The sequence below is a fragment of the Phenylobacterium sp. FG114 genome, assembly GCF_057809855.1.
Genome location: NZ_JBMDKU010000002.1, coordinates 62,713 through 88,982 on the forward strand (window position 1 = coordinate 62,713; position 26,270 = coordinate 88,982).

At 68.9% G+C, this 26,270-nt stretch carries 28 protein-coding genes and 1 pseudogene; 21 read left to right on the plus strand and 8 right to left on the minus strand.

All coding sequences use genetic code 11. The features are described from left to right. Positions 1-5: 5 nt before the first annotated feature. Positions 6-188 (minus strand): annotated as a pseudogene (locus tag ACODSY_RS03305) (TetR/AcrR family transcriptional regulator); the annotation flags it as partial. A gap of 209 nt (positions 189-397) precedes the next feature. On the opposite strand from ACODSY_RS03305, the gene ACODSY_RS03310 reads away from it, so the two are divergent. Continuing rightward, a complete protein-coding gene (locus tag ACODSY_RS03310; protein ID WP_488950226.1) occupies positions 398-1,036 on the plus strand; it encodes a TetR/AcrR family transcriptional regulator in 639 nt (212 codons plus the stop codon). On the opposite strand, the gene ACODSY_RS03315 is transcribed toward ACODSY_RS03310, so the two are convergent. After that, the gene (locus tag ACODSY_RS03315; RefSeq protein ID WP_488950227.1) at positions 1,033-2,025 is read right to left on the minus strand and encodes a D-2-hydroxyacid dehydrogenase; all 993 of its coding nucleotides are present in this window, start codon (positions 2,023-2,025) and stop codon (positions 1,033-1,035) included. The two genes, ACODSY_RS03310 and ACODSY_RS03315, sit on opposite strands and share 4 nt — an antisense overlap. A gap of 164 nt (positions 2,026-2,189) precedes the next feature. Continuing rightward, the gene (locus ACODSY_RS03320; protein ID WP_488950228.1) at positions 2,190-4,292 is read right to left on the minus strand and encodes a redoxin family protein; all 2,103 of its coding nucleotides are present in this window, start codon (positions 4,290-4,292) and stop codon (positions 2,190-2,192) included. A 262-nt stretch (positions 4,293-4,554) separates the two neighbouring features. Between ACODSY_RS03320 and ACODSY_RS03325 the strand changes: the two genes are divergently transcribed. The 3 genes from ACODSY_RS03325 to ACODSY_RS03335 all read left to right on the plus strand — a co-directional run bounded on the left by ACODSY_RS03325 (position 4,555) and on the right by ACODSY_RS03335 (position 6,624). Then, complete coding sequence (locus ACODSY_RS03325; RefSeq protein ID WP_488950229.1) at positions 4,555-5,949, plus strand: amino acid permease; 1,395 nt, start codon at positions 4,555-4,557, stop codon at positions 5,947-5,949. Further along, positions 5,946-6,404, plus strand: a complete 459-nt coding sequence (locus ACODSY_RS03330) for a hypothetical protein (RefSeq protein ID WP_488950230.1) — start codon at positions 5,946-5,948, stop codon at positions 6,402-6,404. The genes ACODSY_RS03325 and ACODSY_RS03330 overlap by 4 nt, the downstream gene beginning before the upstream one ends. Before the next feature lie 70 nt (positions 6,405-6,474). After that, complete coding sequence (locus tag ACODSY_RS03335; RefSeq protein WP_488950231.1) at positions 6,475-6,624, plus strand: hypothetical protein; 150 nt, start codon at positions 6,475-6,477, stop codon at positions 6,622-6,624. Between the two features lie 10 nt (positions 6,625-6,634). Here ACODSY_RS03335 and rfbD read toward each other — a convergent pair whose 3' ends face one another. Then, positions 6,635-7,522: a dTDP-4-dehydrorhamnose reductase gene (rfbD, locus tag ACODSY_RS03340; RefSeq protein WP_488950232.1), complete on the minus strand. Its 888-nt coding sequence runs from the start codon at positions 7,520-7,522 to the stop codon at positions 6,635-6,637. A 186-nt stretch (positions 7,523-7,708) separates the two neighbouring features. On the opposite strand from rfbD, the gene ACODSY_RS03345 reads away from it, so the two are divergent. Further along, positions 7,709-9,181, plus strand: a complete 1,473-nt coding sequence (locus ACODSY_RS03345; RefSeq protein ID WP_488950233.1) for an MATE family efflux transporter — start codon at positions 7,709-7,711, stop codon at positions 9,179-9,181. Positions 9,182-9,304: 123 nt separating this feature from the next. Here the strand turns inward: ACODSY_RS03345 and ACODSY_RS03350 are convergent, their stop codons facing one another. Continuing rightward, complete coding sequence (locus tag ACODSY_RS03350) at positions 9,305-10,528, minus strand: serine hydrolase domain-containing protein (RefSeq protein WP_488950234.1); 1,224 nt, start codon at positions 10,526-10,528, stop codon at positions 9,305-9,307. Between the two features lie 88 nt (positions 10,529-10,616). On the opposite strand from ACODSY_RS03350, the gene ACODSY_RS03355 reads away from it, so the two are divergent. The 8 genes from ACODSY_RS03355 to ACODSY_RS03390 all read left to right on the plus strand — a co-directional run bounded on the left by ACODSY_RS03355 (position 10,617) and on the right by ACODSY_RS03390 (position 19,894). Then, positions 10,617-11,384 (plus strand): crotonase/enoyl-CoA hydratase family protein, encoded by a 768-nt coding sequence (locus tag ACODSY_RS03355; protein ID WP_488950235.1) that lies wholly within the window; start codon positions 10,617-10,619, stop codon positions 11,382-11,384. Between the two features lie 119 nt (positions 11,385-11,503). Continuing rightward, the gene (locus ACODSY_RS03360) at positions 11,504-12,826 is read left to right on the plus strand and encodes an acyl-CoA dehydrogenase family protein (RefSeq protein WP_488950236.1); all 1,323 of its coding nucleotides are present in this window, start codon (positions 11,504-11,506) and stop codon (positions 12,824-12,826) included. A gap of 93 nt (positions 12,827-12,919) precedes the next feature. Next, on the plus strand, positions 12,920-14,647 hold the full coding sequence (locus ACODSY_RS03365; protein WP_488950629.1) for a class I adenylate-forming enzyme family protein: 1,728 nt from the start codon (positions 12,920-12,922) through the stop codon (positions 14,645-14,647). 69 nt (positions 14,648-14,716) lie between these two features. Further along, complete coding sequence (locus ACODSY_RS03370; protein WP_488950237.1) at positions 14,717-15,298, plus strand: NADPH-dependent FMN reductase; 582 nt, start codon at positions 14,717-14,719, stop codon at positions 15,296-15,298. Continuing rightward, positions 15,295-16,458 carry a 3,4-dihydroxy-2-butanone-4-phosphate synthase gene (gene ribB, locus ACODSY_RS03375; protein ID WP_488950238.1) on the plus strand — a complete coding sequence of 388 codons (1,164 nt, stop codon included), beginning with the start codon at positions 15,295-15,297 and terminating at the stop codon, positions 16,456-16,458. Before ACODSY_RS03370 ends, ribB begins: the two co-directional genes overlap by 4 nt. 32 nt (positions 16,459-16,490) lie before the next feature. Then, a complete protein-coding gene (locus ACODSY_RS03380; RefSeq protein WP_488950239.1) occupies positions 16,491-17,213 on the plus strand; it encodes a DUF72 domain-containing protein in 723 nt (240 codons plus the stop codon). A 206-nt stretch (positions 17,214-17,419) separates the two neighbouring features. Then, entirely contained in the window at positions 17,420-19,108 is a 1,689-nt protein-coding gene (locus ACODSY_RS03385) for a M10 family metallopeptidase C-terminal domain-containing protein (RefSeq protein WP_488950240.1), read from the plus strand. 96 nt (positions 19,109-19,204) lie between these two features. After that, positions 19,205-19,894, plus strand: a complete 690-nt coding sequence (locus ACODSY_RS03390; RefSeq protein WP_488950241.1) for a DUF1013 domain-containing protein — start codon at positions 19,205-19,207, stop codon at positions 19,892-19,894. A 150-nt stretch (positions 19,895-20,044) separates the two neighbouring features. Here the strand turns inward: ACODSY_RS03390 and ACODSY_RS03395 are convergent, their stop codons facing one another. Further along, positions 20,045-20,218: a YdcH family protein gene (locus ACODSY_RS03395; RefSeq protein ID WP_488950242.1), complete on the minus strand. Its 174-nt coding sequence runs from the start codon at positions 20,216-20,218 to the stop codon at positions 20,045-20,047. A 129-nt stretch (positions 20,219-20,347) separates the two neighbouring features. Here ACODSY_RS03395 and ACODSY_RS03400 point away from each other — a divergent pair, with 129 nt between their 5' ends. Genes ACODSY_RS03400 through ACODSY_RS03410 form a run of 3 tightly spaced genes read left to right on the plus strand, consistent with a single transcriptional unit; the run spans position 20,348 to position 21,619 of the window. Beyond that, positions 20,348-20,944: a UbiX family flavin prenyltransferase gene (locus ACODSY_RS03400; protein WP_488950243.1), complete on the plus strand. Its 597-nt coding sequence runs from the start codon at positions 20,348-20,350 to the stop codon at positions 20,942-20,944. A gap of 2 nt (positions 20,945-20,946) precedes the next feature. Beyond that, on the plus strand, positions 20,947-21,390 hold the full coding sequence (locus ACODSY_RS03405; RefSeq protein WP_488950244.1) for a TIGR02444 family protein: 444 nt from the start codon (positions 20,947-20,949) through the stop codon (positions 21,388-21,390). A gap of 13 nt (positions 21,391-21,403) precedes the next feature. Then, entirely contained in the window at positions 21,404-21,619 is a 216-nt protein-coding gene (locus ACODSY_RS03410) for a YdcH family protein (protein ID WP_488950245.1), read from the plus strand. Positions 21,620-21,739: 120 nt separating this feature from the next. Here the strand turns inward: ACODSY_RS03410 and ACODSY_RS03415 are convergent, their stop codons facing one another. Next, on the minus strand, positions 21,740-22,342 hold the full coding sequence (locus ACODSY_RS03415) for a GGDEF domain-containing protein (RefSeq protein ID WP_488950246.1): 603 nt from the start codon (positions 22,340-22,342) through the stop codon (positions 21,740-21,742). Positions 22,343-22,679: 337 nt separating this feature from the next. Between ACODSY_RS03415 and purE the strand changes: the two genes are divergently transcribed. From purE to ACODSY_RS03440, 5 genes are read left to right on the plus strand one after another with little or no spacing between them, the layout of a single operon-like run. Next, positions 22,680-23,159 (plus strand): 5-(carboxyamino)imidazole ribonucleotide mutase, encoded by a 480-nt coding sequence (gene purE / locus ACODSY_RS03420; protein WP_488950247.1) that lies wholly within the window; start codon positions 22,680-22,682, stop codon positions 23,157-23,159. A gap of 13 nt (positions 23,160-23,172) precedes the next feature. After that, positions 23,173-24,252, plus strand: a complete 1,080-nt coding sequence (locus tag ACODSY_RS03425; protein WP_488950248.1) for a 5-(carboxyamino)imidazole ribonucleotide synthase — start codon at positions 23,173-23,175, stop codon at positions 24,250-24,252. 2 nt (positions 24,253-24,254) lie between these two features. Further along, on the plus strand, positions 24,255-24,836 hold the full coding sequence (locus ACODSY_RS03430; RefSeq protein WP_488950249.1) for a class I SAM-dependent methyltransferase: 582 nt from the start codon (positions 24,255-24,257) through the stop codon (positions 24,834-24,836). A 60-nt stretch (positions 24,837-24,896) separates the two neighbouring features. Continuing rightward, a complete protein-coding gene (locus tag ACODSY_RS03435) occupies positions 24,897-25,283 on the plus strand; it encodes a hypothetical protein (protein WP_488950250.1) in 387 nt (128 codons plus the stop codon). After that, complete coding sequence (locus ACODSY_RS03440; protein ID WP_488950251.1) at positions 25,280-25,477, plus strand: helix-turn-helix transcriptional regulator; 198 nt, start codon at positions 25,280-25,282, stop codon at positions 25,475-25,477. The genes ACODSY_RS03435 and ACODSY_RS03440 overlap by 4 nt, the downstream gene beginning before the upstream one ends. Before the next feature lie 30 nt (positions 25,478-25,507). Here the strand turns inward: ACODSY_RS03440 and ACODSY_RS03445 are convergent, their stop codons facing one another. Beyond that, positions 25,508-26,158, minus strand: a complete 651-nt coding sequence (locus ACODSY_RS03445; protein ID WP_488950252.1) for a COQ9 family protein — start codon at positions 26,156-26,158, stop codon at positions 25,508-25,510. Between the last annotated feature and the right edge of the window lie 112 nt (positions 26,159-26,270).

Sequence of the window (26,270 nt, forward strand, 5' to 3'; positions counted from 1 at the left end):
AGCAGCGCCTCCTTGGTGGGGAAGTGGCGATAGACGGTGCGCTCCCCGACGCCGGCGTCGCGGGCGATCTCGGCGAAGCTGAGGTCTTCCAGCGACCTGTTTTCGAGCTGGTCGCCCACGGCGCGCAGGATCTGCTCGCGGGTCTCCTCACGCTGGCGGTCCCGAAGGTTCGGCAGAGGGGTTTTCATGGCAGCCGCACTGTCATGAGTTCGAGGGGGAAGTCAACGGATGCCGCCGTTATCCGACAAAGCGGCAAACCGGGCGGAGCGGCGCCCAATCGGCGAACATTGCGCGTCCAATACCCGCAGAGTGGTCGTATGATCTGGCACGGCCGTCACCCATATGGCTAGGGCATTTGAAGGAAACAGGCCTGTCAGGTCGTCGCCAATTGGGTCCGATGGACGCCTCGATATATCCGGCCAAGGCGACGCCCAAGTCGCAGAGGACGCGCGCGCGGATCCTCGACGCCGCCATGCGCCTCTTCGCGGAGATCGGCTATCACGCGGCCACCAATGCGGTGATCGCCGACGCGGCGCTGCTGACCCGCGGCGCCATGCTCTACCACTTCGCCACCCGCGAGGAGCTGGTCGAGGCCGCCGTGGCGCACATCGAACTGAACCGCGCGCGGCTGTTCGAACAGGCCGCCTCGACGCCGCCGGCGGCGGGCGTCGACGCGTCGGAACATGCCATCGACGTCTACTGGGCCCTGCTGCACGAGATCCCGTTCCAGGCCTTCGCCGAGCTCGAGGCCGCGGCGCGCACCGATCCCATGCTGGACGAGCGCCTGGCCGCCGCGCGCAGCGCCTTCGATCACGCCCAGCTGGGCGGCGACCGCATCGGCGCCCTGATGCAGGCCGGCGTCGATCCCCGCTTCCAGACCAGCCGCGACCTGGGCCGCTTCCTGCTGGAGGGCATGGCCAAGGGGTCGATGACCTATGACGAGGCGGCCCGGCGCGAACGGCTGCTGGCGGTGGTGAAGCGCGCCGTGCGGATGCTGAACCGCAAGGGCGACCTGCAGGACCTCTGGCCGGACTAGCGGTCGCCCAGCACGTCCTTCGGGTCGGCGACGTTCTCCAGCGGTTGGCCGGAGAGGTAGCGGGCGAGGTTGTCGACGAACAGGGCGTCGTTGCGGGGGGCGTTGCCCGAGCTCATGCCGGCGGCGTGCGGGGTTAGAGTGACCTGCGGATGGTCCCAGAACGGGCTGTCGGCGGGCTGAGGCTCGGCCTCGAAGACATCGAGCACCGCATGCGCCGGCGCGCCCTTGGCCAAGGCGGCCAGCAGGGCGGGCTCGTCCACCAGCGCGCCGCGGCCCACGTTGACCAGCACCGAACCGGGCTTCATGCCGCCGAAGGCCTCGGCGTTCATGATGTGGCGGGTCTCGGGCGTCGCCGGCGCGCACAGGGCGACCACGTCGGCCTCGGCGATGGCGTCCAGGAACCGGTCGGGCGTGACCATGGCGTCGGCCGCGGGATCGGACCCGCCGCTACGCCGGACGCCGGTGACATGGGCGCCGAACGCCTTGGCCCGCGCGGCCACGCCCTGGCCGATGGCGCCGAAGCCCAGGACCACCCAGCGCGAGCCCTCGATCTCGCGGTAGGGCAGGCGCTTCCAGTCGTGCGCGGCCTGGGCCGCCCGGCGGGCGGGACCGCCCTGGTACACGTCCAGGACGCCCCACAGGACGTAGTCCGCGATGCCGACGGCCTGACCGTGGCTGGTGGTGAGCTGGGCGCCCTTCTGCACGAACTGGCCGAAGATGGCGTTGTCGAAGCCGGCGGCGCCGCTCTGCACCCACTTGAGGGCGGGCGACTTCAGCGCCGCGACCGCGAACGGGCGCATGGCCCCGCCGAAGAAGACGTCGGAATTGACCCAGGCCGCTTCGGCGTCGGCGGCCTCGGCGTCCACCGGCCTGCCCGCCAGCGTGATCTCCCCGGTGTCGGAAACGAGAAGCGGCTCGACGGCAGGGCCGTGAGCCGCGATGGCCGCGTGGATGCGGCGATAGGACTTCTCGTGGATCAGCAGGCGCATCGGTCTCTCCCCAGAGGCCTTCCCGGCCGTGACGCACGTCACGACCGGACAAGAAGGCCTCTAAACCATAGATGTCGGGCCCGTTGATCCCAGTTGGCGGGCGCCAACTGGGACGGGCCCTGGCCGTATCGTCTTAGCCGGGGAGAGACCGTCTGCGCTACTCGCTAGCGACCGCCGGACTTGGCGGGCGTGGCGGCCGGCGCCGCGGGGGCGGCCGGGGCCTGTTGGGCCTGTTCACGGCGACGACCGCCGCCCATCACCTTCAGCGCGGCCATCAGCTCGCTGTTCTCGATGGCGCCCGACTTGTTCTGGTCCATCTGGGCGAAGTACGGCGACAGCTTGTCGCCCAGCTCACCCTTGAATTCGGCCTTCTCGATCTTGCCGTCGAGATTGTCGTCGAACATGCCGAGCAGGCGGGTTTCATCCATCAGCCGGTCGTTCTCGGTCAGCTTGCTTGAGGTCTCTTCGGTCCAACGGTAGCGGATCGCCGTGTAGAACATCTCCTCGAAGGACTGGTCGCCCCAGACGATGGTCTTGGTGGCGTCCGGGTTCGCCGGGTTCTGCTTGGAGTTGTCGTACCAGTAGTGGGCGATCAGCCTGGAGCCCGCCGGCACGTTCAGCGGCTGGGCGAAGGTGTACTCGCGCTGCCAGTTGAAGTCGTAGCGCGGCATGGCGAGGATGAGCTTCTCCTTGCCGTCCGGCGTCCGCAGCCACAGGTCAGAGGCGTAGCCGCGGTAGTGGGCGTGCGGGAAGGCCGAATAGAGCAGCATGTCCTTCGGCACGTCGAGGTAGGCGGTCTCCTTGTGGCGCGCCTCGCCGGCCGGGATTTTGATCGTGTTGTCCACGATGACCGAGTTGCGCATCACCAGGTCCGGCTTCTCGCCGTCCTTGTAGAAGTAGAGGCCGATCTTGGAGGCGTCGGTCACCTCCTTGCCGAACGGGGTGTAGTGGGCCTGGAAGCCGATGGCGCCGCCCGGGGGCAGGTAGGTGCCCACGTTCTTCGGCCACAGCGTGCTCTCGGCGCCGACGGCGTAGCCGCCCATCGAGGCGCCCCAGCGGCTCTCGTTGCCCTTGCCGTCGGCGGGCACCTCCTTGAGGTAGCCCGACAGGAAGTGGTGCACCGCCTGGCGCTGGTTGACGACGTAGGTCGAGGCCTTGACCCACTTGCCCTCGGTCAGCGGGTTCACGACGATCGGCCGCTGGTAGTCGACCACGCCCGAGGCCGGGATCTTGTAGGTCGGCAGCGCCAGGATCAGGTCTGGTTTGCCCAGCGGCCATTCCTGGACGACGCGCTTCTTGGCGGCGACGGCCAGGGGGTCGCTGGTCCCGTCGCGCGGGGCGCCCTGTTCCACCCAGTGGACCACGGTCTTGATCTCGGCCGGCGTCAGGCTCTTGTCGTCGGCGAACTTGCTCACGTGCGGGTCGACGTTCCAAGGCGGCATGCGATCGGTGCGCAGCACCTCGCGGATCATCGGCGAGAAGCCCTTGACCATCTCGTAGCTCGACATGGCGAAGGGACCGATGCCGCCTTCGGTGTGGCAGCCCGCGCACTTGGCTTCGAGGATCGGGGCGACCTGCTTGGTGTAGGAGATCGCCGCGACCTTGCGGTTCGGGAAGTCGACCAGGCAGCCGGGGCTCTGGATGTTGGTGGCCATCACCTGCTTGCCGGCCAGGCCCGCCTCGATGGCGTCGGCGGCATAGGTGTGGGTGGCCTCGGCCTTCTGCGAGCCATAGGTCTGCCGGTCGTCCAGCGGGCCGCGATAGATGACCTTCCAGGTCTTGGGGTCGACCACGAAGAACTCGCCCGTGCGGGTCACGCCCAGCTGCTCGCCGACGAGCTGGTTGGAGTCCATCAGGATCGGGATGTCGAACCCGTATTCCTTCTTTTCCTCGGCGATGGAGTCGCGGCTGTCCTGGATGGCCGAGTTGAGCATCAGGAACTGGACGCCCTGGCCCTCGTACTTGGCCTTCAGCGCCTTCAGCGACGGGGCCAGATTGCGCACGATCGGGCAACCGTTGGCCTGCGTGACGATGACGACCAGCTTGGCGTCCGTGCGATACAGCTCGTGACCCATGTAGTCGGTGTCGGCGAGCATGAAATTGTCGATGGTGGCCGGCGTGTGCAGCGCGCTGGTCTCAGCCGCGGCGGCGGCCGTCGGCGTGCCCGCCGACAGGGCGTTCGGGGCTTGGCCGTCGGCCGCGCAGCCGAACAGCAGGCCGCTCGCGGCCGCGGTGGTCATGAACGCGGAAAAGCGCGCCTTGCTCATGGAAATACTCCTCCCATGGACCGCGGCGGAGCTTCGTGCTCCGTCCGGGCCCATCCCCAGAATTGCGTGTTACGCCAAATCATACCCAACCACCGACGCGTTGCATCATTATTTCTAATCAATGTTCAGATGAGGTTCCGCCAAGGCAGCTCCGGCCGCCTCCCGCGCGGAAAGGCTCGCCCCTCCACGCCCGCGTTTCGGGGCAAGGCTTGGCAGTTCCACGCGGCTCAGGGCAAATGATCGCTCAAAACGAGGGGACGCCATGAGCTTCATCACCCGCCGCAAGCCGCTCGAACTGGGCGCGCCCGCCGACGGCGGCCATCACCTCAAGGCGACTCTGGGCTGGCCCCACCTGATCGCGCTGGGCGTCGGCGCCATCATCGGCACCGGCATCTACACCCTGACCGGCGTGGCCGCAGGCCTGGCGGGGCCGGGCGTGATCCTGTCGTTCGCCATCGCGGGCGTGATCTGCGCGGGCGCCGCCCTTTGCTACGCCGAGATGGCCAGTCTGACGCCGCAGGCCGGCAGCGCCTATACCTACGCTTACGTGACCCTGGGCGAAGCCATCGCCTGGATCATCGGCGTCAGTCTCATCCTCGAATACACCCTGGTTTGCAGCGCGGTGTCCGTCGGCTGGTCGGGCTACGCGTCGGGGCTGATCCGCCAGGCCGGCTGGGGCGTGCCCGAGGCGTTCCTGGACAAGGGCGTGGTCGACGTCCCCGCCATCTTCATCGCGCTGGCCGTCACCGGCATGCTGCTGGTCGGCACGCGGGAGAGCGCCACGGTCAATTTCGTCCTGGTGTGCGTGAAGCTGCTGGCGCTCGCCGCCTTCGTGGCCTTCACCCTGCCCAGCTTCGACGCCAGCCACTTCGAGCCGTTCGCGCCCTTCGGCTTCGGCGCGCACGAGATCGACGGAAAGAAGTTCGGCGTGATGGGCGCCGCGGCGATCATCTTCTTCGCGTTCTACGGCTTCGACGCGATCTCGACCGCCGCCGAGGAGGCGAAGAACCCGAAGCGCGACCTCACCATCGGCATCGTGGGTTCGATGGTGCTGTGCACCCTGATCTACATGGTCATCGCCGCCTGCGCGCTGGGCGCCGTGCCCTTCCAGGTGTTCTCGGCCAGCCCGGAGCCCCTGGCCTTCGTTCTTAAAGAGCTGGGCCGGCCGGGCGCCGCGGCGATCATCGCCGGCGCGGCGGTCGTCGCCATGCCGACGGTCATCATGGTCTTCATGTTCGGGCAGAGCCGCGTGTTCTTCGCCATGGCGCGAGACGGCCTGCTTCCGCGGCGCCTGGCGTCGGTGGATAAGCGGGGCGTGCCGACGACGGTGACCATCATGACCGGTGTGATCGCGGCGATCTTCGCGGGCCTGGTTCCGCTGGACGAGATCGCGTCCCTGGCCAACGCCGGCACCCTGGCGGCCTTCATCGCGGTGGCCCTCGCGGTGATGGTGTTGCGCCGCCGCTCGCCCGACCTGCCGCGGCCGTTCGTGACGCCGCTCGTCTGGGTGGTCGCGCCGGCGACGATCGCCGGCTGCCTCTATCTGTTCTCCAGCCTGCAGACCCAGACGATGATCTTCTTCTTCGCCTGCAACGCCATCGGGGTGGTGCTCTACCTGCTGTACGGGCGGAACAAGAGCCGCCTGGCGGGGTCGTGAGCCACGAGCCCCCAGAAGACCTGGCCGGCGCCCGCGTCGCGGCGCGCGCCGGCGGGGACTACCTGTTGCGCTCGCTTCGCATGCTTGGGGAACTGGCGGACGGGGAGCTGCTGGCGGGCTTGATCTCGATCGCGATCGTCCAGGCCAACGTGACCCACCTCGGCCACGAGGAAGACGCCGGCTTCCGCGACCTGACCGATATTCCGCCGGATGAGATGCGGCGTCCGATCAGCATCCTGGCGCTCTCCAACAGCCTGGGCATGCCCTACGAGACCACGCGCCGCCACGTGGAGAAGATGTGCGCCGCAGGCCGCTGCCGGCGGGTGAAGGGCGGGGTCATCGTTCCGACCGAGGCCCTCGATACGCCCCGGCATCGGGAGTTCCTGGCGGCCAACCTGGCCAACCTGCGGCGCCTTTACCGGATCCTCCGGCGCGCCGGCATCGCGCTGGACTAGCTCCTCAGAATGGGGACTCCGGCGACTGCGCTCGCTTGCTTCGCAGGCACGATATTGGCATCCACCATGCATGTATCGAACGCGAAACGCCGTTCTGCTGGTGGTGACCCTGCTCCTGCTCGCCGCGATCGCGCTGGCGGCCCCGCATTCGAGCGATCCCGGGGCGACGGCGCAAAGCGCCCGGTCGGCCGAACCCGCGCTCGCCGGCCGGATTCTCTGAACGCCCCGCCTCAGGCGGTCGTCCGGAGCTCCGCCACGATGTCGGCGAGCGCCGCCTGCCATGGACGCGGCGCGACCCCGTAGACTCGTTGGAGCCTGTCCAGGTCCATCGTCGCTCGCAGCGGGCGCTGGGCGGGCGTCTTGTAGTCGGCGGTCTTCTGGCCCCCGACCTCGGGCGCCTTATCGCCAAGCGCCTGGCGGAAGATCTCCACCGCGAAGTCGCGCCAGGTGACCTCGCCCGAATTGGCGAAATGGACCACTCCAAACAGGTCGTCGCCCGCCTTGGTCTCGGCCAGGCGCGGCGCGAGGGACAGGATGAACCCGGCGAGGTCGGCCGCCGAGGTCGGGCGGCCCGACTGGTCGTCCACGACCTTCAGCGGATTTCCCGCGGCCGCGACGCGCAGCATGGTCTTCACGAAGTTCTTGCCGTGGGGCGAGACCACCCATGACGTCCGGATGCTGAGCGAGCGGCGGTTCGCGGCCGCCACGGCCACCTCGCCTTCCAGCTTCGTACGACCGTAGGTGTTCAGGGGGTTGGTCGGGGCGTCCTCCGCGTAGGGCGCGCCGCCGGCGCCGTCGAAGACGTAGTCCGTCGACACGTTGATCACCGCCGCGCCGACCGCGTCGGCCGCCGTCGCGATGGCCCCGGGCGAACCGGCGTTCACGGCGCGGGCCAGGTCGGCCTCGGTCTCGGCCAGGTCCACGGCGGTGTAGGCGGCGGCGATGACCACGACGTCCGGACGCGCCTCCATCACCTTGCGCGCGCAGGCGGCGGGATCGGCGAGGTCGACGTCCGCGCGCGACAGCGCGGTGATCGCCACGTCATGGCCCGAGGCTTGGCGCAACAGCTCCGTGGCCAGCTGGCCGGTGGTTCCGAACTGCAGGATCTGGACGGTCATGGCCTCTCCTTACCGCGAAACGGCGGTCCCTCAAGCTGTGCAGAAGCGACACCACTGCTGCCGCCAAAGCTTGAACCGCGGGTCGCCCCGCTCGTAGAAGCAGTATGTGACGACGCGTTGAGGGGGTGGTTCGTGGCCGGGGGAGCGACAGCGGCGCGAGGGCCGGGCGGACCGCCGGGACGCAAGATGCCGGACCTTACCACGGGCCCCATCGGTCGGACGCTGATCCTGTTCGCCCTGCCGGTGCTGGCCACCAACATCCTGCAGTCGCTGAACGGATCGGCCAACGCCATCTGGGTCAGCCACGTGCTCGGCGAGGCGGCCCTGACCGCGACGTCGAACGCCAACCAGATCATGTTCCTGATGCTGGGGGCCAGCTTCGGTCTGACCATGGCCGCCAACATCATGATCGGCCAGGCCGTGGGCGGGCGGAACGAGGCCCTGGCCAAGAAGGTGATCGGCACCTCGACCGCCTTCTTCATCGTGGTGTCGCTGACCGTGGGCGCGGTGGGCGCCTGGCTGACGCCGCACATCCTGAGCTGGATGGGCACGCCCGAGGAGGCCAAGCGCGACGCCATCGCCTACCTGCGGGTGATCTTCTCGGCGATGCCGTTCATGTACTTCTTCACCTACGTGATGATGGCCCAGCGGGGCACGGGGGACAGCCGCACGCCCTTCTGGTTCTCGCTGGTGGTGGTGGGACTGGACGTGATCCTGAACCCGCTGCTGATCACCGGCTACGGGCCGTTCCCCGAGCTGGGCATCGCCGGTTCGGCCACCGCGACCCTGATCGCCCAGACGGTCACGCTCTTCGCGATGATCGTGCACCTCTATCGCAAGAACTCGATCCTGGTGCTGCGGGCGCACGAGCTGAAGCTGCTGATCCCCGACTTCGGCATCATCCGCTCGCTGGTGCTCAAGGGCCTGCCCATGGGGTTCCAGATGATCGTCACGAGCCTGGCGGCGGTGACGATGATGGGGCTGGTGAACAAGCACGGGATCCACACCTCGGCGGCCTACGGCGCGGCGGCCCAGCTTTGGACCTACGTCCAGATGCCTGCCATGGCGCTGGGCGCGGCGGTGTCGTCAATGGCGGCCCAGAACGTCGGCGCCGGCAAGATGGACCGGGTGGAGCGGATCGCGCGCTCGGGCGTGCTCTACGCCTTCCTGTTCACCGCCGTGCCGGTGGTGCTGATCTACCTGGCCGATCCCTGGGTGCTGCGCGCGTTCCTGCCGGGAACCAGTCCGTCGCTGCCGATCGCCGTCCACATCAACTCGATCGTGCTGTGGGGCTTCATCTTCTTCGGGATGGCGTTCATCTTCTCCGGCATCGTGCGGGCCACGGGCGCGGTCTGGCCGCCGCTGATCGCCATGATCATCTCGCTGTGGGGCATCCGCGTGCCGCTGGCCAACATCCTGGAGCCGCACATGGGCGCCCAGGCGATCTGGATCAGCTTCCCGATCGGCAGCTTCGCGACGCTGGTGCTGGCCTGGGCCTACTACGTGTGGGGCGGCTGGCGGAAATCGCGGATGCTGCCCACGACCCCGCCGGTCACCGACGAGCCCGACACCGGCTTCGGCCAGCCGATGATCGAGGAGGCCGAGGTGCTCGCCGAGGCGGCGGAGCGGGCGAAGGTGGCGGAGAAGGCCCGAAGCTAATTCCTCCCCCGACGGGGGACGGGGACCACGAAGTGGTGGAGGGGGTCATCCCCCCGTTCTGAGCGACCCCCTCAGTCGGCAGTCGCCGACAGCTCCCCCAGCGGGGGAGCAATTGGCGCAGTCCTACCCGTTGGGCTCCATCAGCGCCGAATAGACGAGGGTCCTGAGCTCGCGGCGGATCGGATAGGTGGACGAGGGCAGGAGCTGGGTCATGAACACCGCGGTGATGTCCTCCAGCGGGTCGACCCAGAACGCGGTCGAGGCCGCGCCGCCCCAGTAGAACTCGCCCAGGCTGCAGGGGATGAGGGTCTGCGGCGGGTCGAAGACGACGGCGAAGCCCAGGCCGAAGCCCACGCCGGCGTTGGTGCTCTCCGAGAACAGCGAGCGCGACATCTCGGTGAGGTCGGCGCCGCCCGGCAGATGGTTGGACGCCATCAGGTCGACGGTCTTGGGCGCCAGGATCCGCGCGCCGTCCAACTCGCCGCGGTTCACCAGCATGTTGGCGAAGCGCATGTAGTCGGCGGCCGTGCTCACCAGGCCGCCGCCCCCCGAGAGGAGCTTCGGCGGCGCGAGGTAGGGGCTGGTGGCGGGATCGTCCTGCAGCTTCATCGCGCCGCCGGGCGCGGCGTCGTAGCAGGCGGCGAAGCGGCTCCGCTGGTCCTCGCGGACGTGGAAGCCGGTGTCGGTCATCTTCAGGGGGTCGAAGATGCGCTCCTGGAAAACCTGGTCCAGCGGCTTGCCGGCCACCTTCTGCACCAGCCAGCCGCAGACGTCGGTCGAGACCGAGTAGTTCCAGGCCTCCCCCGGCGAGAACTCCAGCGGGAGCTTCGCCATCATCTGGATCATGGCCTCGAGGTCGTGCTCGCCGTGCATGGCCTCCAGCTTGAGCTTGCGGTAGGCCGCGTCGATGTTGGTGCGGTTCTGGAAGCCGTAGGTCAGCCCCGAGGTGTGGCGCAGCAGGTCGACCACCTGCATGGGCCGTTCGGGGGCGGTGGTGAGATAGGGTCCGACGCCGGCGGAAAAGACACCCAGGTCCTTCCACTCCGGGATGTGCCGCGCGACCGGATCGTCCAGGGCGATCAGACCTTCCTCGACCAGGCTCATCAGCGCCACCGAGGTGACCGGCTTGGTCATGGAATAGATGCGGTAGACGCTGTCCTCGGCCAGCTTCACGCCCCGCTCGGGGTCCTGCATGCCCAGCACCGTCTGGTGGACGATCCGGCCCCCGCGGGCGAGCAGAAACTGGGCGTGCGGCAGCCGGCCGGCGCCCACGTACCTGTCCTGCAGGAAGCGGTCGATCCTCTGAAGACGCTCCGGGCTGAACCCCAACGACCTGGCCTTGCTCATGGCGTTCCTTCCTTGGCGCCCGGCATTTGCCCTTGCCTTCCGCGTCGTCGCAAGCGCGACGATGGCGGACTTTCGACAGGAGCCAGCCATGGCCAATGTGAGCTTCGAACGCGACGGGCGGATCGGCGTGGTCACCATCGAGCGGCCCGAGCGCCGGAACGCGGTGGACGGGCCGACGGCGCGCGAACTCTACGACGCGTTCAAGGCCTTCGACGCCGACGAAGGCCTGGACGTGGCGGTGCTGACCGGGCGGGGCGGGTTCTTCTGCGCGGGCGCCGACCTGAAGGCGATCAGCGAGGGCGCCGGAAACCGGGTGCAGGAGAGCGGCGACTTCGGCCCGATGGGCTGCACGCGGCTGGCGCTGGGCAAGCCGGTGATCGCGGCGGTCGAGGGGCCGGCGGTGGCGGGCGGGCTGGAGGTGGCCTGCTGGGCGGACCTGCGCGTGGCGGCCGAGGGATCGACCTTCGGCGTGTTCTGCCGCCGGTTCGGCGTGCCGCTGATCGATCTCGGCACCGTGCGGCTGCCGCGGCTGATCGGCCACTCACGGGCCATGGACCTGATCCTGACCGGCCGTCCGGTCGACGCGCAGGAAGCGCTGGCCATCGGCCTCGCCAACCGGGTGGTCCCGCAGGGCCAGGCGCTGGCCGCCGCCATCGACCTCGCCCGCCAGATCAGCGCCTTCCCGCAGCTCTGCATGCGCAACGACCGGCTCTCCGCATTGAGGCAGTGGTCGCTGGACTGGGATGAGGCCCAGGCCTTCGAGGTGAAGGTGGGCATGGAGACCTTGCGCACCGGTTCGGCGGTCGAAGGCGCGACACGCTTCGCCTCCGGACAAGGGCGCGGGGGCGCGTTCTGAGCCGGACAAGCTCTGCCTTGGCAAGGCCACAAACGAGCGTTTGATCTTCACTGGCGACGGGTCTAGCGTACCGAAATTACGAAAAATGCGCCCAACGAGAGGCGCTGGGAGAGACGCGCATGGCGTGGGATTTCGAGACGGATCCCGAGTTCCAGAAGAAGCTGGACTGGATCGAGGACTTCATGCGCGAGGAGGTGGAGCCCCTCTCGCACCTGGGCATGGCGGTCTATTCGTCGCTGGGCCGCGAGAAGTTCATCAAACCGCTGCAGCAGAAGGTGAAGGACCAGGGGCTGTGGGCCTGCCACCTGGGTCCGGAGCTGGGCGGGCAGGGCTATGGGCAGCTCAAGCTGGCGCTCATGAACGAGAAGCTAGGCCGCAACAGCCTGGCCCCCAGCGTGTTCGGCTGCCAGGCGCCCGACAGCGGCAACGCCGAGATCATCGCCCACTACGGCACCGACAAGCAGAAGGAGCAGTACCTCTGGCCGTTGCTGAACGGCGAGATCCGGTCGGCCTTCTCAATGAGCGAGCCCACCGGCGGGTCGGACCCGCTCACCTTCACCACCCGCGCGGTGTTGGACGGCGACGAGTGGGTGATCAACGGCGAGAAATGGTTCTCCACCAACGCCAAGTACTCGAAGGTGCTGGTGCTCTATGCCATCACCGATCCGGACGCGAAGGATCCCTACCGGCGGACGTCGATCTTCCTGGTGCCCACGGACACGCCCGGGGTCGAGATCATCCGCAACGTCGGCGTGGGCGCGGGCGGCGAGATCGGCGGGGGGAACGAAGGCTACGTCCGCTACAACAATGTGCGGCTGCCCTACGACGCCCTGCTGGGCGAGCGCGGCGCGGCCTTCGTGATCGCCCAGGTGCGCCTGGGCGGCGGGCGGGTGCACCACGCCATGCGGACCGTCGGCGCCTGCCGCCACGCGCTGGACCTGATGTGCCAGCGGGCGGTGTCGCGCACCACGCGGGACGGACGTCTGTCCGACCTGCAGATGGTGCAGGACCAGATCGCCGAGAGCTGGATCGCGGTGGAGAGCTTCCGCCTGTTGGTCCTGCGCACCGCCTGGCTGATCGACAAGCACAAGGACTACCAGAAGGTGCGCAAGGACATCGCGGCCATCAAGGTGGCGATGCCCAAGGTCTATCACGACGTGGCGGCCAAGGCGGCGCACCTGCACGGCGCCTTGGGCGTGTCCAACGAGATGCCGTTCATGCGGATGGTGACCTCGGCGCTGGTCATGGGCATCGCCGATGGCCCGACCGAAGTGCACAAGGTCACGCTCGCGAAGCAGATCCTGAAGGACTACCAGCCCGACAACGACCTGTTCCCGGCCTACCACATCCCGAAGCTCCAGGAGGAGGCGCGGACCCGCTTCAAGAAGGAGCTGGGCGAGCTGCGCGAGGCCTACGCGTCGCGCAAGACCGAGACCGCTTGAAACCAATCTGCTGTATTGTCGCCGTCATCCCGGACCAGCGTCCGGGATGACGTTCGTTCTGGAGGATGCGCGTTGAGTGACACCTGGCCCGTGATGTCGATCGCCGAAGCCCACGCCAGGCTGACGGGGGCGGGGTCGCCGTTCGAGATCGAGGAGCGGGTGATCCGGGGCATTCCCACGAAGACATGGAAGAACGCGCCGCCGACCCTGCGCGACGTGTTCGTGAACGGCCAGCGGTTCAAGGACCGAGAGTTCCTGGTCTACGAGGACGACCGCGCCACCTTCGACAGCTTCGCCCGCGCCACGATCACGCTGGCGCACCGCCTGATCGCCGACGGGGTGAAGAAGGGCGACCGGGTCGCCGTGATCATGCGCAACCTGCCGGAGTGGCCGGTGGCGTTCTGGGCCGGGCAGCTGGTGGGCGCCATCGTCACACCGCTGAACGCCTGGTGGACCGGGCCCGAGCTGGAATATGGCCTGGCCGACTCCGGGACCAAGGTGGCCTTCGTCGACGACGAGCGCCTGGATCGGGTCGAGGAGTTCCTGGCCAAGCTGCCCGACCTCGAGAAGGTCTATGTCACGCGCCATGCCGGGCCGGACCTGCCCTCCAAGACCGAGCGGCTGGAGGACGTGATCGGCGTCGTGAACGCCTGGCCGACGCTGCCGGAGCTGGCGCTGCCCGACGTGCCGCTGGAGCCGGAGGACGACGCCACCATCCTCTATACGTCGGGCACGACGGGCCGGCCGAAGGGCGCGCTGGGCACCCACCGCAACATGACCTCCAACATCGGCGCCGGCGGGATCTCGGCGGCGCGGAATTTCCTGCGCGCGGGCGAGCCGCTGCCGGAGATGGATCCGACCAAGGTCCCGCAGCGGGTGACCCTGCTGGTCGTGCCGATGTTCCATGCCACCGGCCTGTCGGCAACGATCGGCCCGACGATGAATTCTGGCGGCAAGCTGGTGCTGATGCGCCGCTGGGACGCCGAACCGGCCATGAAGCTGATCGAGCGCGAGAAGGTGTCGTCCACCGGCGGCGTCCCGACTATCGCCTGGCAGCTGATCGAGCATCCGGCCCGGGCCAAGTACGATCTCTCGTCCCTCATGGCCGTCACGTATGGGGGCGCGCCGTCGGCCCCCGAGCTGGTGCGCAAGATCGCCGAGGTGTTCCCGGGATCGCAGCCCGGCAACGGCTGGGGCATGACCGAGACCACGGCCACCTTCACCAGCCACATGGGCAAGGACTACCTGAACCGCCCCGACAGCGCCGGCCCCGCCGCGCCGGTGGGTGAGATGCAGGTGCGCGACCCGGCCGACGGCAAGACCCTGCTGCCCGTGGGCAGCGTCGGCGAGCTCTGGGTCAAGGGCCCACAGGTGGTGAAGCTGTACTGGAACAAGCCCGAGGCCACGGCCGAGACCTTCCAGGACGGCTGGCTGCGCACGGGCGACCTGGCGCGGATCGACGAGGAGGGCTTCCTCTTCATCATCGACCGGGCGAAGGACATGCTGATCCGCGGCGGCGAGAACATCTACTGCGTCGAGGTCGAGAACGTCCTCTACGACCACCCCGACGTGATGGACGCGGCCATCGTCGGCATCCCGCATAAGACGCTGGGCGAGGAACCGGGCGCTGTCGTTCACCTGAAGCCGGGCGGGACCGCCACCGAGGCGGAACTGCGCCAGTTCGTCCGCGCGCGGCTGGCGGCCTTCAAGGTTCCGGTGAAGATCGCTTTCTGGCCCGAGACCCTGCCGCGCAACGCGAACGGCAAGATCATGAAGAACGAGCTCAAGAAGGTCTTCGCCGAGGAAAGCGCGGCGGCCTGAGACCTCGGTGCGGCATCGTCTCGCTACGAGAACTGGCGCTCGCGGCGTCCGCGCCTTAGAGGTCTAGGCATGACCAGCACGGGCGCGCGCCCCCTCATCGTCGGCCTGGGCGGCACGGTCCGTCCGGGGTCGTCCACCGAGAAGGCCCTGATCTGCGCCCTGAAGGCCGCCGAGGCCCGGGGCGCGGAGACGCGGCTGTTGGGCGGGACGTTCCTGTCGGGCCTGCCGATCTTCGACCCGCGACCGGGCGAGACCCATGCGGCGCAGCAGGAGCTCGCCGACGCCATCCGCGCCGCCGACGGGATCATCGTCGCCAGTCCGGGCTATCACGGGTCCATCTCGGGCGTGATCAAGAACGCGTTGGACACCCTGGAGCTGACGCGCACCGACCCGCAGCCCTACCTGTCGCACAAGGCGGTCGGCACGATCATCACCGCCGATGGCTGGCAGGCGGCCGGCACCACCTTGATGGCGCTGCGGGCCATCATACATGCCCTGAGGGGCTGGCCGACGCCGTTCGGCGCCGCCCTCAACGCCGGCGCCGGCCTCTTCAACGAGGCGGGCGACTGCAAGGACCAGAAGGACGCCTGGCAGCTTTCCACCGTCGCCGAACAGGTGGTCGAGTTCGCCCAGATGAGAGCAGGCCGATGAAACGCCCCCACCTCGTTCACCCCGCGACCGGCGGGTCTTCCGGCGGCTCGGCCGAAGCCGAGGGCGTCTCGGGCGCGATCAGCCCGATCGAGGACATCATCGAGGACGCCCGCAACGGGCGGCCCTACATCCTGGTCGACGCCGAGGACCGCGAGAACGAGGGCGACGTCATCATCCCGGCGCAGTTCGCCACGCCGGACCAGATCAACTTCATGGCCAAGCACGCCCGCGGCCTGATCTGCCTGTCGATCACCGCGGAGCGGGCGCGCCAGCTCCGCCTGCCGCCCATGGCCACCGACAACCAATCGGGCCACGGCACCGCCTTCACGGTGTCGATCGAGGCGCGCGAGGGCGTGACCACCGGCATCTCGGCCCACGACCGCGCCCACACCATCGCCGTGGCGGTGGACCCGACCAAGGGCGTCGACGACGTGGTCTCGCCGGGCCACGTCTTCCCGCTGGTGGCCAAGGACGGCGGCGTGCTGGTGCGCGCCGGCCACACCGAGGCGGCCGTCGACATCAGCCGTATGGCGGGCCTGAACCCGGCCGGGGTGATCTGCGAGATCATGAAGGACGACGGGTCGATGGCGCGTCTGCCCGATCTGGTCGCCTTCGCCCAGCTCCACGGCCTGAAGATCGGCACCATCGCCGACCTGATCGCCTATCGCCGCCGCACCGAGCGCCAGGTGGAGCGGGTGCTGGAGACGCCGTTCGACAGCGCCTACGGCGGGCGGTTCCGGATGGTGATCTACCGCAACTCCATCGACCAGACCGAGCACGTGGTCCTCACCAAGGGCCGCATCGACCCGGACAAGGCCACCCTGGTGCGCATGCACAGGGTCGACATGGCCACCGACATGCTGGGCGCGGTGGAGACGCGGCGCGAATATGTGCCCAAGGCGCTGCAGGCTCTGGCGGACTACGACGGCGCGTCGGTGGCGGTGTTCATCCGCGACTCCAACCCGCACTGGCTCAGCGAGCGCTACGGCCAGTCGCAGGCCGACCACAGCGGCAACGTCCTGCGCGACTACGGCATCGGCGCCCAGATCCTGCTGGACCTCGGCGTGCGCGACATGACGCTGCTGACCTCGTCCAAGACCGTCCTGCCCGGCTCTGCGGGGTATGGCCTGAGGATCGTGGGCCGCCAGCCGCTGGCCTAGCAACCGGCGGCAGGCTCCCGCATTCGGAAGCCATGTCGGATCTGCGCATCGGTTGTTCGGGCTGGGTCTACAAGGACTGGCGCGGGCCGTTCTATCCGCCAGAGGTGAAGGACCGTGCGCGGCTGGAATACTACGCCACCCGGTTCGACACCGCCGAGATCAACGCCAGCTTCTACCGCCTGCCGTCCGAGGCGATGGTGCAGGGGTGGGCCGAGCGTTCGCCCGAGGACTTCGTCTTCGCGTGGAAGGTCAGCCGCTTCATCACCCACAACAAGAAGCTGAACGACTGCGCCGACCCGGTGACGCTGGTGTTCGGCCGCATGGCGCCGCTGGGCGGCAAGCTCGGTCCCTCGCTGATCCAGCTCCCGCCGCAGCTGCACCGCGACGATGACCGGCTGGCGGGCTTCCTCAAGCTGCTGCCGCCGGGCCGGCACACGGTCGAGTTCCGCCATCCATCCTGGTACGAGCCCCCGGTCCTGGCCCTGCTTGCCGACTTCGACATCGCGCTGTGCATCTCGGACCACCACCATGCGCCCGCGCCCTGGGAGCGGACGGCGAGCTGGATCTATGTGCGCGGTCACGGGCCCGGCGGCCGCTACGTGGGCCGCTATCCGGAGAAGCAGCTCCAGCGCTGGGCGGCCCAGATCCGCGAATGGCGGCTCGAGGATCGTGACGTCTACGCCTACTTCGACAACGACATCAAAAGCGCCGCGCCGTTCGACGCCATGGCGCTGAAGCGGCTCACCAACGCCTAGCCGTTCTGCGGACGTACGGCGCGGCCAGAACGACAGGGCGGCCGTACAATCCCTGCGCGTATCGGCCGCGCGGCTGCCGCATTGTGCGGTTTTGCCCATTCCCTTAAAGATTTGAAGGGGACGGGTCTGGTTAGAGTGCGAGCATGCCCACGGATCCTTCCCCCCTTTCCGTCGACACAACTTCGCTGGATGGCCTCGCCCCGGCGATGACCGCTTTCGGCGACGTCTACGAGACCGGCCTGTCCTACCTGAACGCCGACCAGCGGCTCGGCACGGTGGTGAACGGCAAGGAGAGCTTCACCATCGACCGGGCGGGCCTGCAGCTCACCGGCTTCAACGCCGACACGATGGCGCCCGCGCCCGGCTGGGGCGGCGTGGCGGGACGGGCCTACACGGTCACCTACGCCTTCCGCTCGACCGCGCCGCTGGACATGCCGAGCGACACCGAGGGGTTCCAGCGGTTCAACGCCCAGCAGATCTACCAGGCTGAGCAGGCGATGCAGGCCTGGGCGGACGTGGCCAACATCCGCTTCCAGCGCGTCGGCGCCGGGACCGAGGGCGAGACCGCCTATTCCGACAACGCCTCGATCCTGTTCGGGAACTACAGCTCAGGCGAGAGCGGCTCGGCCGCGTTCGCCAACTTCCCCGGCAATCCCGCCGCCAGCAGCGGCGCGGGCGACGTCTGGGTCAACATCACCTCGGGCACCAACAGCCTGCCGTCCATGGGCAACTATGGCGCCCAGGTCCTAATTCACGAGATCGGCCACGCCATCGGCCTGGCGCACCCGGGCGACTACAACGCGGGCGAGGGCGACAGCCCCATTACCTATGCGAGCAGCGCCGAGTATTACGAGGACAGCCGCCAGTACACGGTGATGAGCTACTTCTCGGAGAGCAACACCGGCGGCAGCTATGGCGGACGCTATGCGGCCGCGCCCCAGCTCGATGATATCCGCGCGGCGCAGATCGAGTACGGCGCGAACATGAGCACGCGGACCGGCGACACGGTCTACGGCTTCAACTCCACCGCCGAACGCGCCTGGTTCGCCGCCGCCAGCAGCTCGACCCGCCTGATCTTCGCGGTCTGGGACGCCGGCGGACGCGACACCTTCGACTTCTCGGGCTACTCGCAGAACCAGCTGATCGACCTGCGCGAAGGCTTCTTCTCGAACGTGGGGGGATTGACCGGGAACGTGGCGGTGGCCCAGGGCGCGCAGATCGAGAACGCCGTCGGCGGCTTCGGCTCGGACACCATCAACGGCAACGCGCTGAACAACGACATCGACGGCGGCGCGGGCTACGACAGCATCTTCGCCGGCGCCGGCAACGACACCATCGATGGGGGCTCCGGCCAGAGCTACCTGCGCGGCGAGGAAGGCAACGACTCCATCACCGGCGGGTCGGCTTTCGACGACCTGCAGGGCAACACCGGCAACGACACCGAGCGTGGCGGCGCGGGCGACGACTATGTAGTGGGCGGCAAGGACCAGGACCTGCTGTACGGCGAGGACGGCGTCGACATCGTCTACGGCAACCTCGGAAACGACACCTGCGACGGCGGGAACGGAAACGACACGGTGCGCGGCGGCCAGGGCGACGACGTGGTCACCGGCGGGGCCGGCGTAGACTTCGTCTCGGGGGACCGGGGCTCGGACACGGTGTCGGGCGGCACGGGCGCCGACCTCTTCCACACCTCATCGGACGCCGGCATCGACCGCGTGCTCGACTTCAACCTGGCCGAGGGCGACCGGGTGCTGCTGGACCCCGGAACGACCTACAGCGTCGCCCAGGTGGGCGGCGACACGGTGATCACGCTGGGCTCGCCGAACGACCAGATGATCCTGGTGGGCGTGCAGATGAGCAGCCTGACGCCGGGCTGGATCTTCGGGGCCTGACCGAGAATCCCGTTTCCAGGCCGACGTAACCGGCCTATATGAAAGCCTCCACCGCCCGGCCGAAAGGCCGGGCGCCTTCGTTTTCGGATTTGGCCCATGACGCAAATTCTCATGCCCAAGGCGACCGCCGTCTGGCTGGTCGACAACACCTCGCTCACCTTCGACCAGATCGCGGACTTCTGCGAACTGCACCCGCTCGAGGTGAAGGGCATCGCCGATGGGGAAGTGGCGCGCGACATCCGCGGCGCCGACCCGATCGCCAACGGGCAGCTGTCGCGCGACGAGCTGGACGCGGCCGAGAAGAACGAGAAGTACCGGATGAAGGCCCAGAAGAGCCGGCACGCCGAGCTCCTGAAGCCGGTGAAGAAGGCTCCGCGCTACACGCCCGTGTCGCGGCGCCAGGACCGTCCGGACGCCATCGCCTGGTTCATCCGCAACCACCCGGAAGTGGCCGACAGCCAAGTCGCGCGCCTGCTGGGCACCACCAAGGCCACGATCGACCAGGTCCGCAATCGCCAGCACTGGAACTCGGCCCAGATCAAGCCGGTCGACCCGGTGACGCTGGGCCTCGCCACCCAGCTCGAGCTGGACGCGGTGGTGAAGAAGGCGGCGGACAAGAAGGCCAAGGACGACGCCCGCCGCGGCATCGTCGAGCCCGAGGGCGCCACCCTGCGCCCGGCGTCCGAGGCCGGCGTGGTCGAAGACGGGCACGACGACGAGCCGGAGCGCGAAACGGATCTCAGCGCCGTGTTCGCGAACAGCCCCGAAGGCGACGACGAGGATTGATCGGATGCCCCCTCCCTTGATGGGGAGGGACAGGCGCCGCAAGGCGCGCGGAGGTGGGGAATGCCGGATCGGGCTCAGCGCCCGGTCGTGATTTCCCCACCCGTCTCGCTGCGCTCGCCACCCTCCCCATGAAGGGAGCGAAGGCAGGCGTCAGTGCAGCTGGCCGCGGAGAGTTTCGATCTCTTCCTTCAGCTTGAGCTTCTGTCGCTTGAGTTCCTTGAGTCTGAGGTCGTCGGCGTAGGGCCTGCGCATCTCGTCCTGGATCGCTTGTTCCAGGGACTGGTGGCGGGATCCGAGCTCGCGGATCCGGGCATCTAGCGCCATGGCGGAGAGCCTCCTCTCAGTTGGACGACGAATGAGTGAACACCCGCTTCCCGCGGCTGTCAGATCACATATGGTTGCGCGGGCGCGGACGAACCGCGAACGCGTCTCAGTTGTTGAGGGAGCCGCAAATTGACGGGCGACAGGCCGCGGCTGATCGTCGGGATCTCGGGCGCGTCGGGCGTGGCCTATGGGCTGCGCGCCCTGGACGCCTGCCGCGACCTGGGGGTGGAAAGCCATCTGGTCATGAGCCGCTCCTCGGCGCTCACCCTGGCGCAGGAGACCGAGCTCTCGCCCGCCGACGTGCAGGCCCGGGCCGACGTGGTCCACAAGGTCGGCGACGTGGGCGCGGCCATCTCGTCGGGCTCGTTCCAGACGCTGGGCATGATCGTCGCGCCCTGTTCGGTGAGGACCATGAGCGAGGTCGCGACCGGAGTGACCTCGTCACTGCTGACGCGGGCCGCCGACGTCACGCTCAAGGAGCGTCGCCCGCTGGTGTTGATGGTGCGCGAGACGCCACTGCATCTCGGCCACCTGCGCACCATGGTCCGGCTGGCCGAGATGGGCGCGGTCATCGCCCCGCCGCTGCCCGCGTTTTACGCCAAGCCGGCGAGCCTGGAGGAGATGGTCGACCAGTCCGTCGGCCGGGCGCTCGACCTGTTCGGCCTGGCCTGGAAGCCGGTCAAGCGATGGGGCGAGGACATCCAGCCGCTGAAGGGCGAGGCCTGAGCATGGCGATCTGGGAATGGGCGCTGGAGGCCTACGCACGGCCCGGGGTGCCGGAGGCCTGCCTGCGATTGCAGGACGAGTACGGCCAGAACACCTCGCTCCTGCTGTGGGCCGTCCATTCCGAGATGAAGGACCCCGAGCTGTTGAAGAAGGCCGCGGCCGCGGCGCGCGCGTGGGACGCGACCGCGCTGAAGCCCCTTCGCGACGTGCGCCGCGCGCTCAAGCCGCCGCTCCCGCCGGTGGACGACGCCGCGCGGCTGGCGCTGCGCGAGGACGTCAAGGGGCTGGAACTCGCCGCCGAGCGCCTGTTGCTGGAGACCTTGGACGGGATGTCGCACGGCTTGGGCGGGGCTCATGCGCTCGAAGCGCTGGAAGCGGCGTCGAAGGCGTGGGACAAGCCCGCGCCCGCAGGCGCCTTGGCTGAACTGGCCGCCGCCCTGGGGTAGAGTGTCGGGGCCTATGATCGACTATTCCACCTTCAGCGATGAGGCCCTCGAGGCCCGTCTGGCCGAACTGCGTCAGGATCACGCCGACCTGGACGCCGCTATCCAGGCGCTGTCCAACACCGCTGTGCCGGACCTGATCGTCATCGGCCGCCTGAAGCGCAAGAAGCTGGCGCTGAAGGATGAGATGGCCCGCGTTGAGGACTTCCTGAACCCCGACATCATCGCCTGAGCGGACCCTAGAGCCTGTCGGGTTAGGATGGACTCATCGGACCCAGATAAACAGGCTCGATCTCTTTGATTTAGGACGCGTTTGGGGACGAAGCCGGCATCCACCTTCGCCCGATGCGCTCTAGCTGGCCTTGCGCTGTCGCTTGGCGTCCAGCATGGCCGCGTCGGCCTGCGCGATCAGGGCCTCGGCGTCGGCCTCGGGATCGATCTCGCGGACGCCGTAGCTCACCCGCAGCCGCGCCCGGCTGTCGCCTGGGACGCCCAGCTCCTGCTCGATGGCGCCGGCCAGCGTCGCGGCCCGGCCCTCGGCGGCCGCCCCGTCGGCCGGCATCAGCACGACAGCGAACTCGTCGCCACCCATCCGGCCCACGATGTCGCTCTCGCGCACGTTGGAGGTCAGCCGCTCGGCCACGACCTGCAGGGCGGCGTCGCCCGCCGCATGCCCCAGCCGGTCGTTCAAGGCCTTGAAGCCGTCGAGGTCGAAGTAGACGAGGCTGAGCGGGAAGCCGTGGCGTTGGGCGAAGGTTCGCGCGCGGCTGAGCTCGCGCACGAAGGCGCGGCGGTTGAGCAGGGGCGTCAGGCTGTCGCGGTCGGCCAGGTCCTCGGCCGCCTCCAGCCGCGCCTTCAGCCGGCCCACCTCGGCCTTCAGTTCGTCCATCTCGCCCAGGAGGGCTTCGATGGCCGCCTGGACCGCCGGCGTCATCTCGGCGCGGCCGATTCCCATAAAGCTGGCGCTGTCGATGCGCTGGAGCGCGGTCGCAGCCGCCGAACCCCCGGGCGCCGCGGCGCGCCGGCGGTTCGCCGCTATGGGTTCGCTACGTGCGCCGCCGACCTTCATCGCGCCCTCGGAATGGTTAACGCCATACGACGCCACCGCGGTTAAGGGATTCTAACCGCGGCGCATTGTGCGGGCAAAGCCGGCGCCTATACTCCGCGCCCTTCGCGGCCGCCTTCAGCCGAAGTGGACACCGGTTCGGCGTCCGAAGGCGGCTTCACTTCAAAGATTTCTGAGTGAAACCCCCAGGGTTTCACTCAGGGGAGCAGTAGGACTTCACATCATCATGAGCGCGCCTGTCGCCATCATCATGGGCAGCCGATCCGACTGGCCCGTGCTGCGTCATGCGGCCGAGATGTTGGAGGGCCTGGGCGTAGCCTACGACGCCCGCGTCGTGTCGGCTCACCGCACGCCGGAGCGGATGTACGACTTCGCCAAGGGGGCCAAGGCCGAAGGATTCAAGGTGATCATCGCCGGCGCCGGCGGGGCCGCGCACCTGCCCGGGATGACCGCCTCGCTCACCGACCTGCCGGTGCTGGGCGTGCCGGTGGAGACGAAGGCGTTGAAGGGCATGGACAGCCTGCTCTCCATCGTCCAGATGCCCGGCGGCATCCCGGTGGGGACGCTGGCCATCGGCGAGGCCGGAGCCAAGAACGCCGGCCTGCTGGCGGCGCGGATCCTCGCGCTGTCGGACGACGCCCTGGCGAAGCGGATCGCCGACTTCGCCGCCCAACAGACCGCCAGCGTCTCCGAGGCGGTCGAGTAGGGACCCAAGAGCAATGCCCACGCTTCCGCTACCGCCCGGCTCCACCCTCGGCATACTGGGGGGCGGCCAGCTCGGCCGCATGCTGGCCCTGGCCGCCGCGCGCCTCGGCTTCGACGTGGCGGTGCTGGAGCGCGACGCCGACAGCCCGGCCGGCCGCGTAGCCGCCCACACCATCGTCGGGGCCTATGACGACCCCGCCGCCCTCGAGCAGCTGGCCGCCCTGGCGCAGGTCGTGACCTTCGAGTTCGAGAACGTGCCCGCCGCCTCGGTGGCCAAGCTGCAGTCGCTGGGGGTCGAGGTCGCGCCGGGGCCCGAGGCGCTGGCGGTCGCCCAGGATCGCATCGCCGAGAAGCAGTTCCTGAACGCCAGCGGCACGCCGACCGTGGCCTTTTCCTCCGCCGAGAGCGCCGATGAGGCGGTGGCGGCCGCGACCGAGATGGGCTGCCCCGTCCTGATGAAGACCCGCCGGGAAGGCTACGACGGCAAGGGCCAGCGGTGGGTGGAGCACGCCTCAGACGCCGCGGCCGCGTTCGACGCCCTGGGCGGCGTTCCGGTCATCCTCGAGGCTCCCGCCGATTTCGTGCGAGAACTGTCGATCATCGCCGCGCGCGGCCGCGACGGCGCGACGGCCGTCTATCCCCTGGCGGAGAACCATCACGAGAGTGGGATCCTGCGCCGCAGCCTCGCGCCGGCCCAGGTGAGCGAAGACCTGGCGTTCCAGGCCGAGAAGATCGCCGCCCGGGTGCTGAAGGGCCTGAACTACGTGGGCGTGGTCGGCATCGAGCTGTTCGAGCTCAAGGACGGCACGCTGCTGGTCAACGAGATCGCGCCCAGGGTGCACAACACTGGCCACTGGACCATGGACGGCTGCCAGGTCGACCAGTTCGAGCAGCACGTCCGCGCCGTGGCCGGCTGGCCGCTCGGGCCCACGGAGCCTCACCATCGGGTCGAGATGCTGAACCTGCTGGGCGAGGAGGCCGAGGGCTGGGCGAAGCTGGCCCACGAGCCCGAGACCCGGATCCACCTCTACGGCAAGCGCGACCCCAAGCCCGGCCGCAAGATGGGCCATGTGAACAAGCTCAAAGCGCTCTGAGCGTGAGCATCGGCTTCTACGATCGGAACGCCGAGGACTTCTTCAACCGCTCGGTCGACGCCGACATGTCGGTCGGTCGCGCCGAGTTCACCGCGCTCCTGCCGTCCGGCGGTCGGGTGCTGGACGCCGGCTGCGGCTCGGGCCGCGACGCCCTGGCTTTCGCGCAGATGGGCTTCGACGTCACCGCCATGGAAGCTTCGCCCCGCCTCGCCGAGCTGGCGCGCGCCCATACGGGGCTGCCGATCGAGGTCATGACCTTCGACGACGTGGCGTGGCGCGACACGTTCGACGGCGTCTGGGCCTGCGCTTCGCTGCTCCACATCGCCCGCGCGGATCTCGCGGCGGCGGTCGGCCGGCTGCGAGAAGCGCTCCGCCCAGGCGGCGTGCTCTGGATGTCGTTCAAGTACGGGGCAGGGGAGAGGCAGTCCGGCGAACGCCGCTTCACCGACCTCGACGAGGCCGGCGCCGCGGCCCTGCTGGGGGAGACCGGCGGCCTCGACCTCCTGTCCTTGGAGACGACAGGGGACGTCCGCGACGGCCGGGCCGGCGACCTGTGGCTGACGGTGATCGCCCGACGCGCCTGATGTAAGGTTGACCTTACATCCCGCTCATGTCAGGTTCTCCTTACATCGAGGAGCGCCGCCATGGCCATGGACATTGCCCACCGCCGCTACATGATCCGCACCGTCGCGTTCATGGTCCCCTATGTAGCGATCAACATCGCCGCGATCGGCGGGGCCTTCGACGACCGGACGAGGCCGGGCTCCTACCTGCTGGGCCTCGCCGTCGCCGCCCCGGTGATCGGACAGCTCTGGGCTACGCTGGCGCTGATGCACGACGCCGACGAGTTCGTGCGCGCCCTGACCGCCAAGCGGTTCATCCTGGCGTCGGGCGGGGCGATGGCGATCTTCACGGCGTGGGGCTTCGTCGAGGAATACGCTCGCGCCCCGCACGTGCCGGGATACGCGGTCTACATGCTGTTCTGGGCCTGCTACGCCGTGGTGACGCCCTTCGTGCGGACCACCCGGTGAAGAACCGGCTCAAGGAGCTGCGCGCCGCCCATGGCTGGACCCAGGCTGACCTGGGCGAACGGCTCGGCGTCTCGCGCCAAGCGATCATCGCCCTGGAGAGCGACAAGCACGACCCGTCGCTGGACCTGGCCTATCGGATCGCCGCCCTGTTCGGCCAGCCGGTCGAGGCGATCTTCGAGAACCCGCACGGGTAGTTTTCTTCCCCATAGGGGGGAGGGAAAGGTTCAGCCGCCGTACCGCGTGCGGCCAAGGTGCTCGGCCGCGGCGTTCAGCCAGCGGCTCGGGCGGAAGTCGGTGGTGGCCTTCCACTTCTCGAAGCGCATGACGTCGTCGATGCGGCGGTCGACGAAGTCGAGAGCTTCCTTGCGGCCCGAGGTCATCCGGATCGTCATGGCGCCCGAGAGGATGCCGGCCAGCAGGGCGCGCTTGGAATAGTGGTTCTCGTCGGTCGCCTCGTCGCCGGCCCAGCGCCAGAGGACGTCGGCGCTCTCCCAGGCCAGGCGCGAGCCTAGCGGCAGGTTCTGCGGCAGGGCCAGGAAGCCCATCCAGCGGCGAAGGGCCGGTTCGTCCGAGGCCGAGGCGTCCAGGCGGGCCTCCACGGCGCGGCGGATGCGTTCGCGGATCTTCAGGTTGGAGGCGTGGACCTCGGCCAGGGCTGCCAGGGCGCGCGCGTCATGCCGGCGCGAGAGCAGCGCGGCCAGGTCCGACGGGCCGTGGGGCGCCAAGAGCTCGGTCTCGCCCTGTGACATGCCCAGCGCCTGACCGGCCAGGGTCGCCGTCCGGCGGGTCCAGCCGTGAACGGGGGCAAGCTTCAGCGCCTCGTCGAGGAGCTTCTGCTCGGTGGTTTCGGCCCAGTCCTGCGCGGCGGTGGTCATAGTTGCTTTCTAGGCCGAACGCGTGGACATCGCATCTTCGTTCTGCTATCTGCGCGCCCTCAAACTCGAAGGCTAACCCCTTCGGGCGATCCATTTTTGCACGCTCGCCGCC

Coding starts and splice junctions, on each gene's coding strand:
- ACODSY_RS03310 (WP_488950226.1), top strand. CDS start 398: ATGGACGCCTCGATATATCCGGCCAAGGCGACGCCCAAGTCGCAGAGG.
- ACODSY_RS03345 (WP_488950233.1), top strand. CDS start 7,709: ATGCCGGACCTTACCACGGGCCCCATCGGTCGGACGCTGATCCTGTTC.
- ACODSY_RS03370 (WP_488950237.1), top strand. CDS start 14,717: ATGACCAGCACGGGCGCGCGCCCCCTCATCGTCGGCCTGGGCGGCACG.
- ACODSY_RS03355 (WP_488950235.1), top strand. CDS start 10,617: ATGGCCAATGTGAGCTTCGAACGCGACGGGCGGATCGGCGTGGTCACC.
- ACODSY_RS03435 (WP_488950250.1), top strand. CDS start 24,897: ATGGCCATGGACATTGCCCACCGCCGCTACATGATCCGCACCGTCGCG.
- ACODSY_RS03405 (WP_488950244.1), top strand. CDS start 20,947: ATGGCGATCTGGGAATGGGCGCTGGAGGCCTACGCACGGCCCGGGGTG.
- ACODSY_RS03390 (WP_488950241.1), top strand. CDS start 19,205: ATGACGCAAATTCTCATGCCCAAGGCGACCGCCGTCTGGCTGGTCGAC.
- rfbD (WP_488950232.1), bottom strand. CDS start 7,522: ATGACCGTCCAGATCCTGCAGTTCGGAACCACCGGCCAGCTGGCCACG.
- ACODSY_RS03365 (WP_488950629.1), top strand. CDS start 12,920: ATGTCGATCGCCGAAGCCCACGCCAGGCTGACGGGGGCGGGGTCGCCG.
- purE (WP_488950247.1), top strand. CDS start 22,680: ATGAGCGCGCCTGTCGCCATCATCATGGGCAGCCGATCCGACTGGCCC.
- ACODSY_RS03335 (WP_488950231.1), top strand. CDS start 6,475: ATGTATCGAACGCGAAACGCCGTTCTGCTGGTGGTGACCCTGCTCCTG.
- ACODSY_RS03325 (WP_488950229.1), top strand. CDS start 4,555: ATGAGCTTCATCACCCGCCGCAAGCCGCTCGAACTGGGCGCGCCCGCC.
- ACODSY_RS03350 (WP_488950234.1), bottom strand. CDS start 10,528: ATGAGCAAGGCCAGGTCGTTGGGGTTCAGCCCGGAGCGTCTTCAGAGG.
- ACODSY_RS03320 (WP_488950228.1), bottom strand. CDS start 4,292: ATGAGCAAGGCGCGCTTTTCCGCGTTCATGACCACCGCGGCCGCGAGC.
- ACODSY_RS03385 (WP_488950240.1), top strand. CDS start 17,420: ATGACCGCTTTCGGCGACGTCTACGAGACCGGCCTGTCCTACCTGAAC.
- ACODSY_RS03410 (WP_488950245.1), top strand. CDS start 21,404: ATGATCGACTATTCCACCTTCAGCGATGAGGCCCTCGAGGCCCGTCTG.
- ACODSY_RS03315 (WP_488950227.1), bottom strand. CDS start 2,025: ATGCGCCTGCTGATCCACGAGAAGTCCTATCGCCGCATCCACGCGGCC.
- ACODSY_RS03395 (WP_488950242.1), bottom strand. CDS start 20,218: ATGGCGCTAGATGCCCGGATCCGCGAGCTCGGATCCCGCCACCAGTCC.
- ribB (WP_488950238.1), top strand. CDS start 15,295: ATGAAACGCCCCCACCTCGTTCACCCCGCGACCGGCGGGTCTTCCGGC.
- ACODSY_RS03425 (WP_488950248.1), top strand. CDS start 23,173: ATGCCCACGCTTCCGCTACCGCCCGGCTCCACCCTCGGCATACTGGGG.
- ACODSY_RS03380 (WP_488950239.1), top strand. CDS start 16,491: ATGTCGGATCTGCGCATCGGTTGTTCGGGCTGGGTCTACAAGGACTGG.
- ACODSY_RS03360 (WP_488950236.1), top strand. CDS start 11,504: ATGGCGTGGGATTTCGAGACGGATCCCGAGTTCCAGAAGAAGCTGGAC.
- ACODSY_RS03445 (WP_488950252.1), bottom strand. CDS start 26,158: ATGACCACCGCCGCGCAGGACTGGGCCGAAACCACCGAGCAGAAGCTC.
- ACODSY_RS03415 (WP_488950246.1), bottom strand. CDS start 22,342: ATGGGAATCGGCCGCGCCGAGATGACGCCGGCGGTCCAGGCGGCCATC.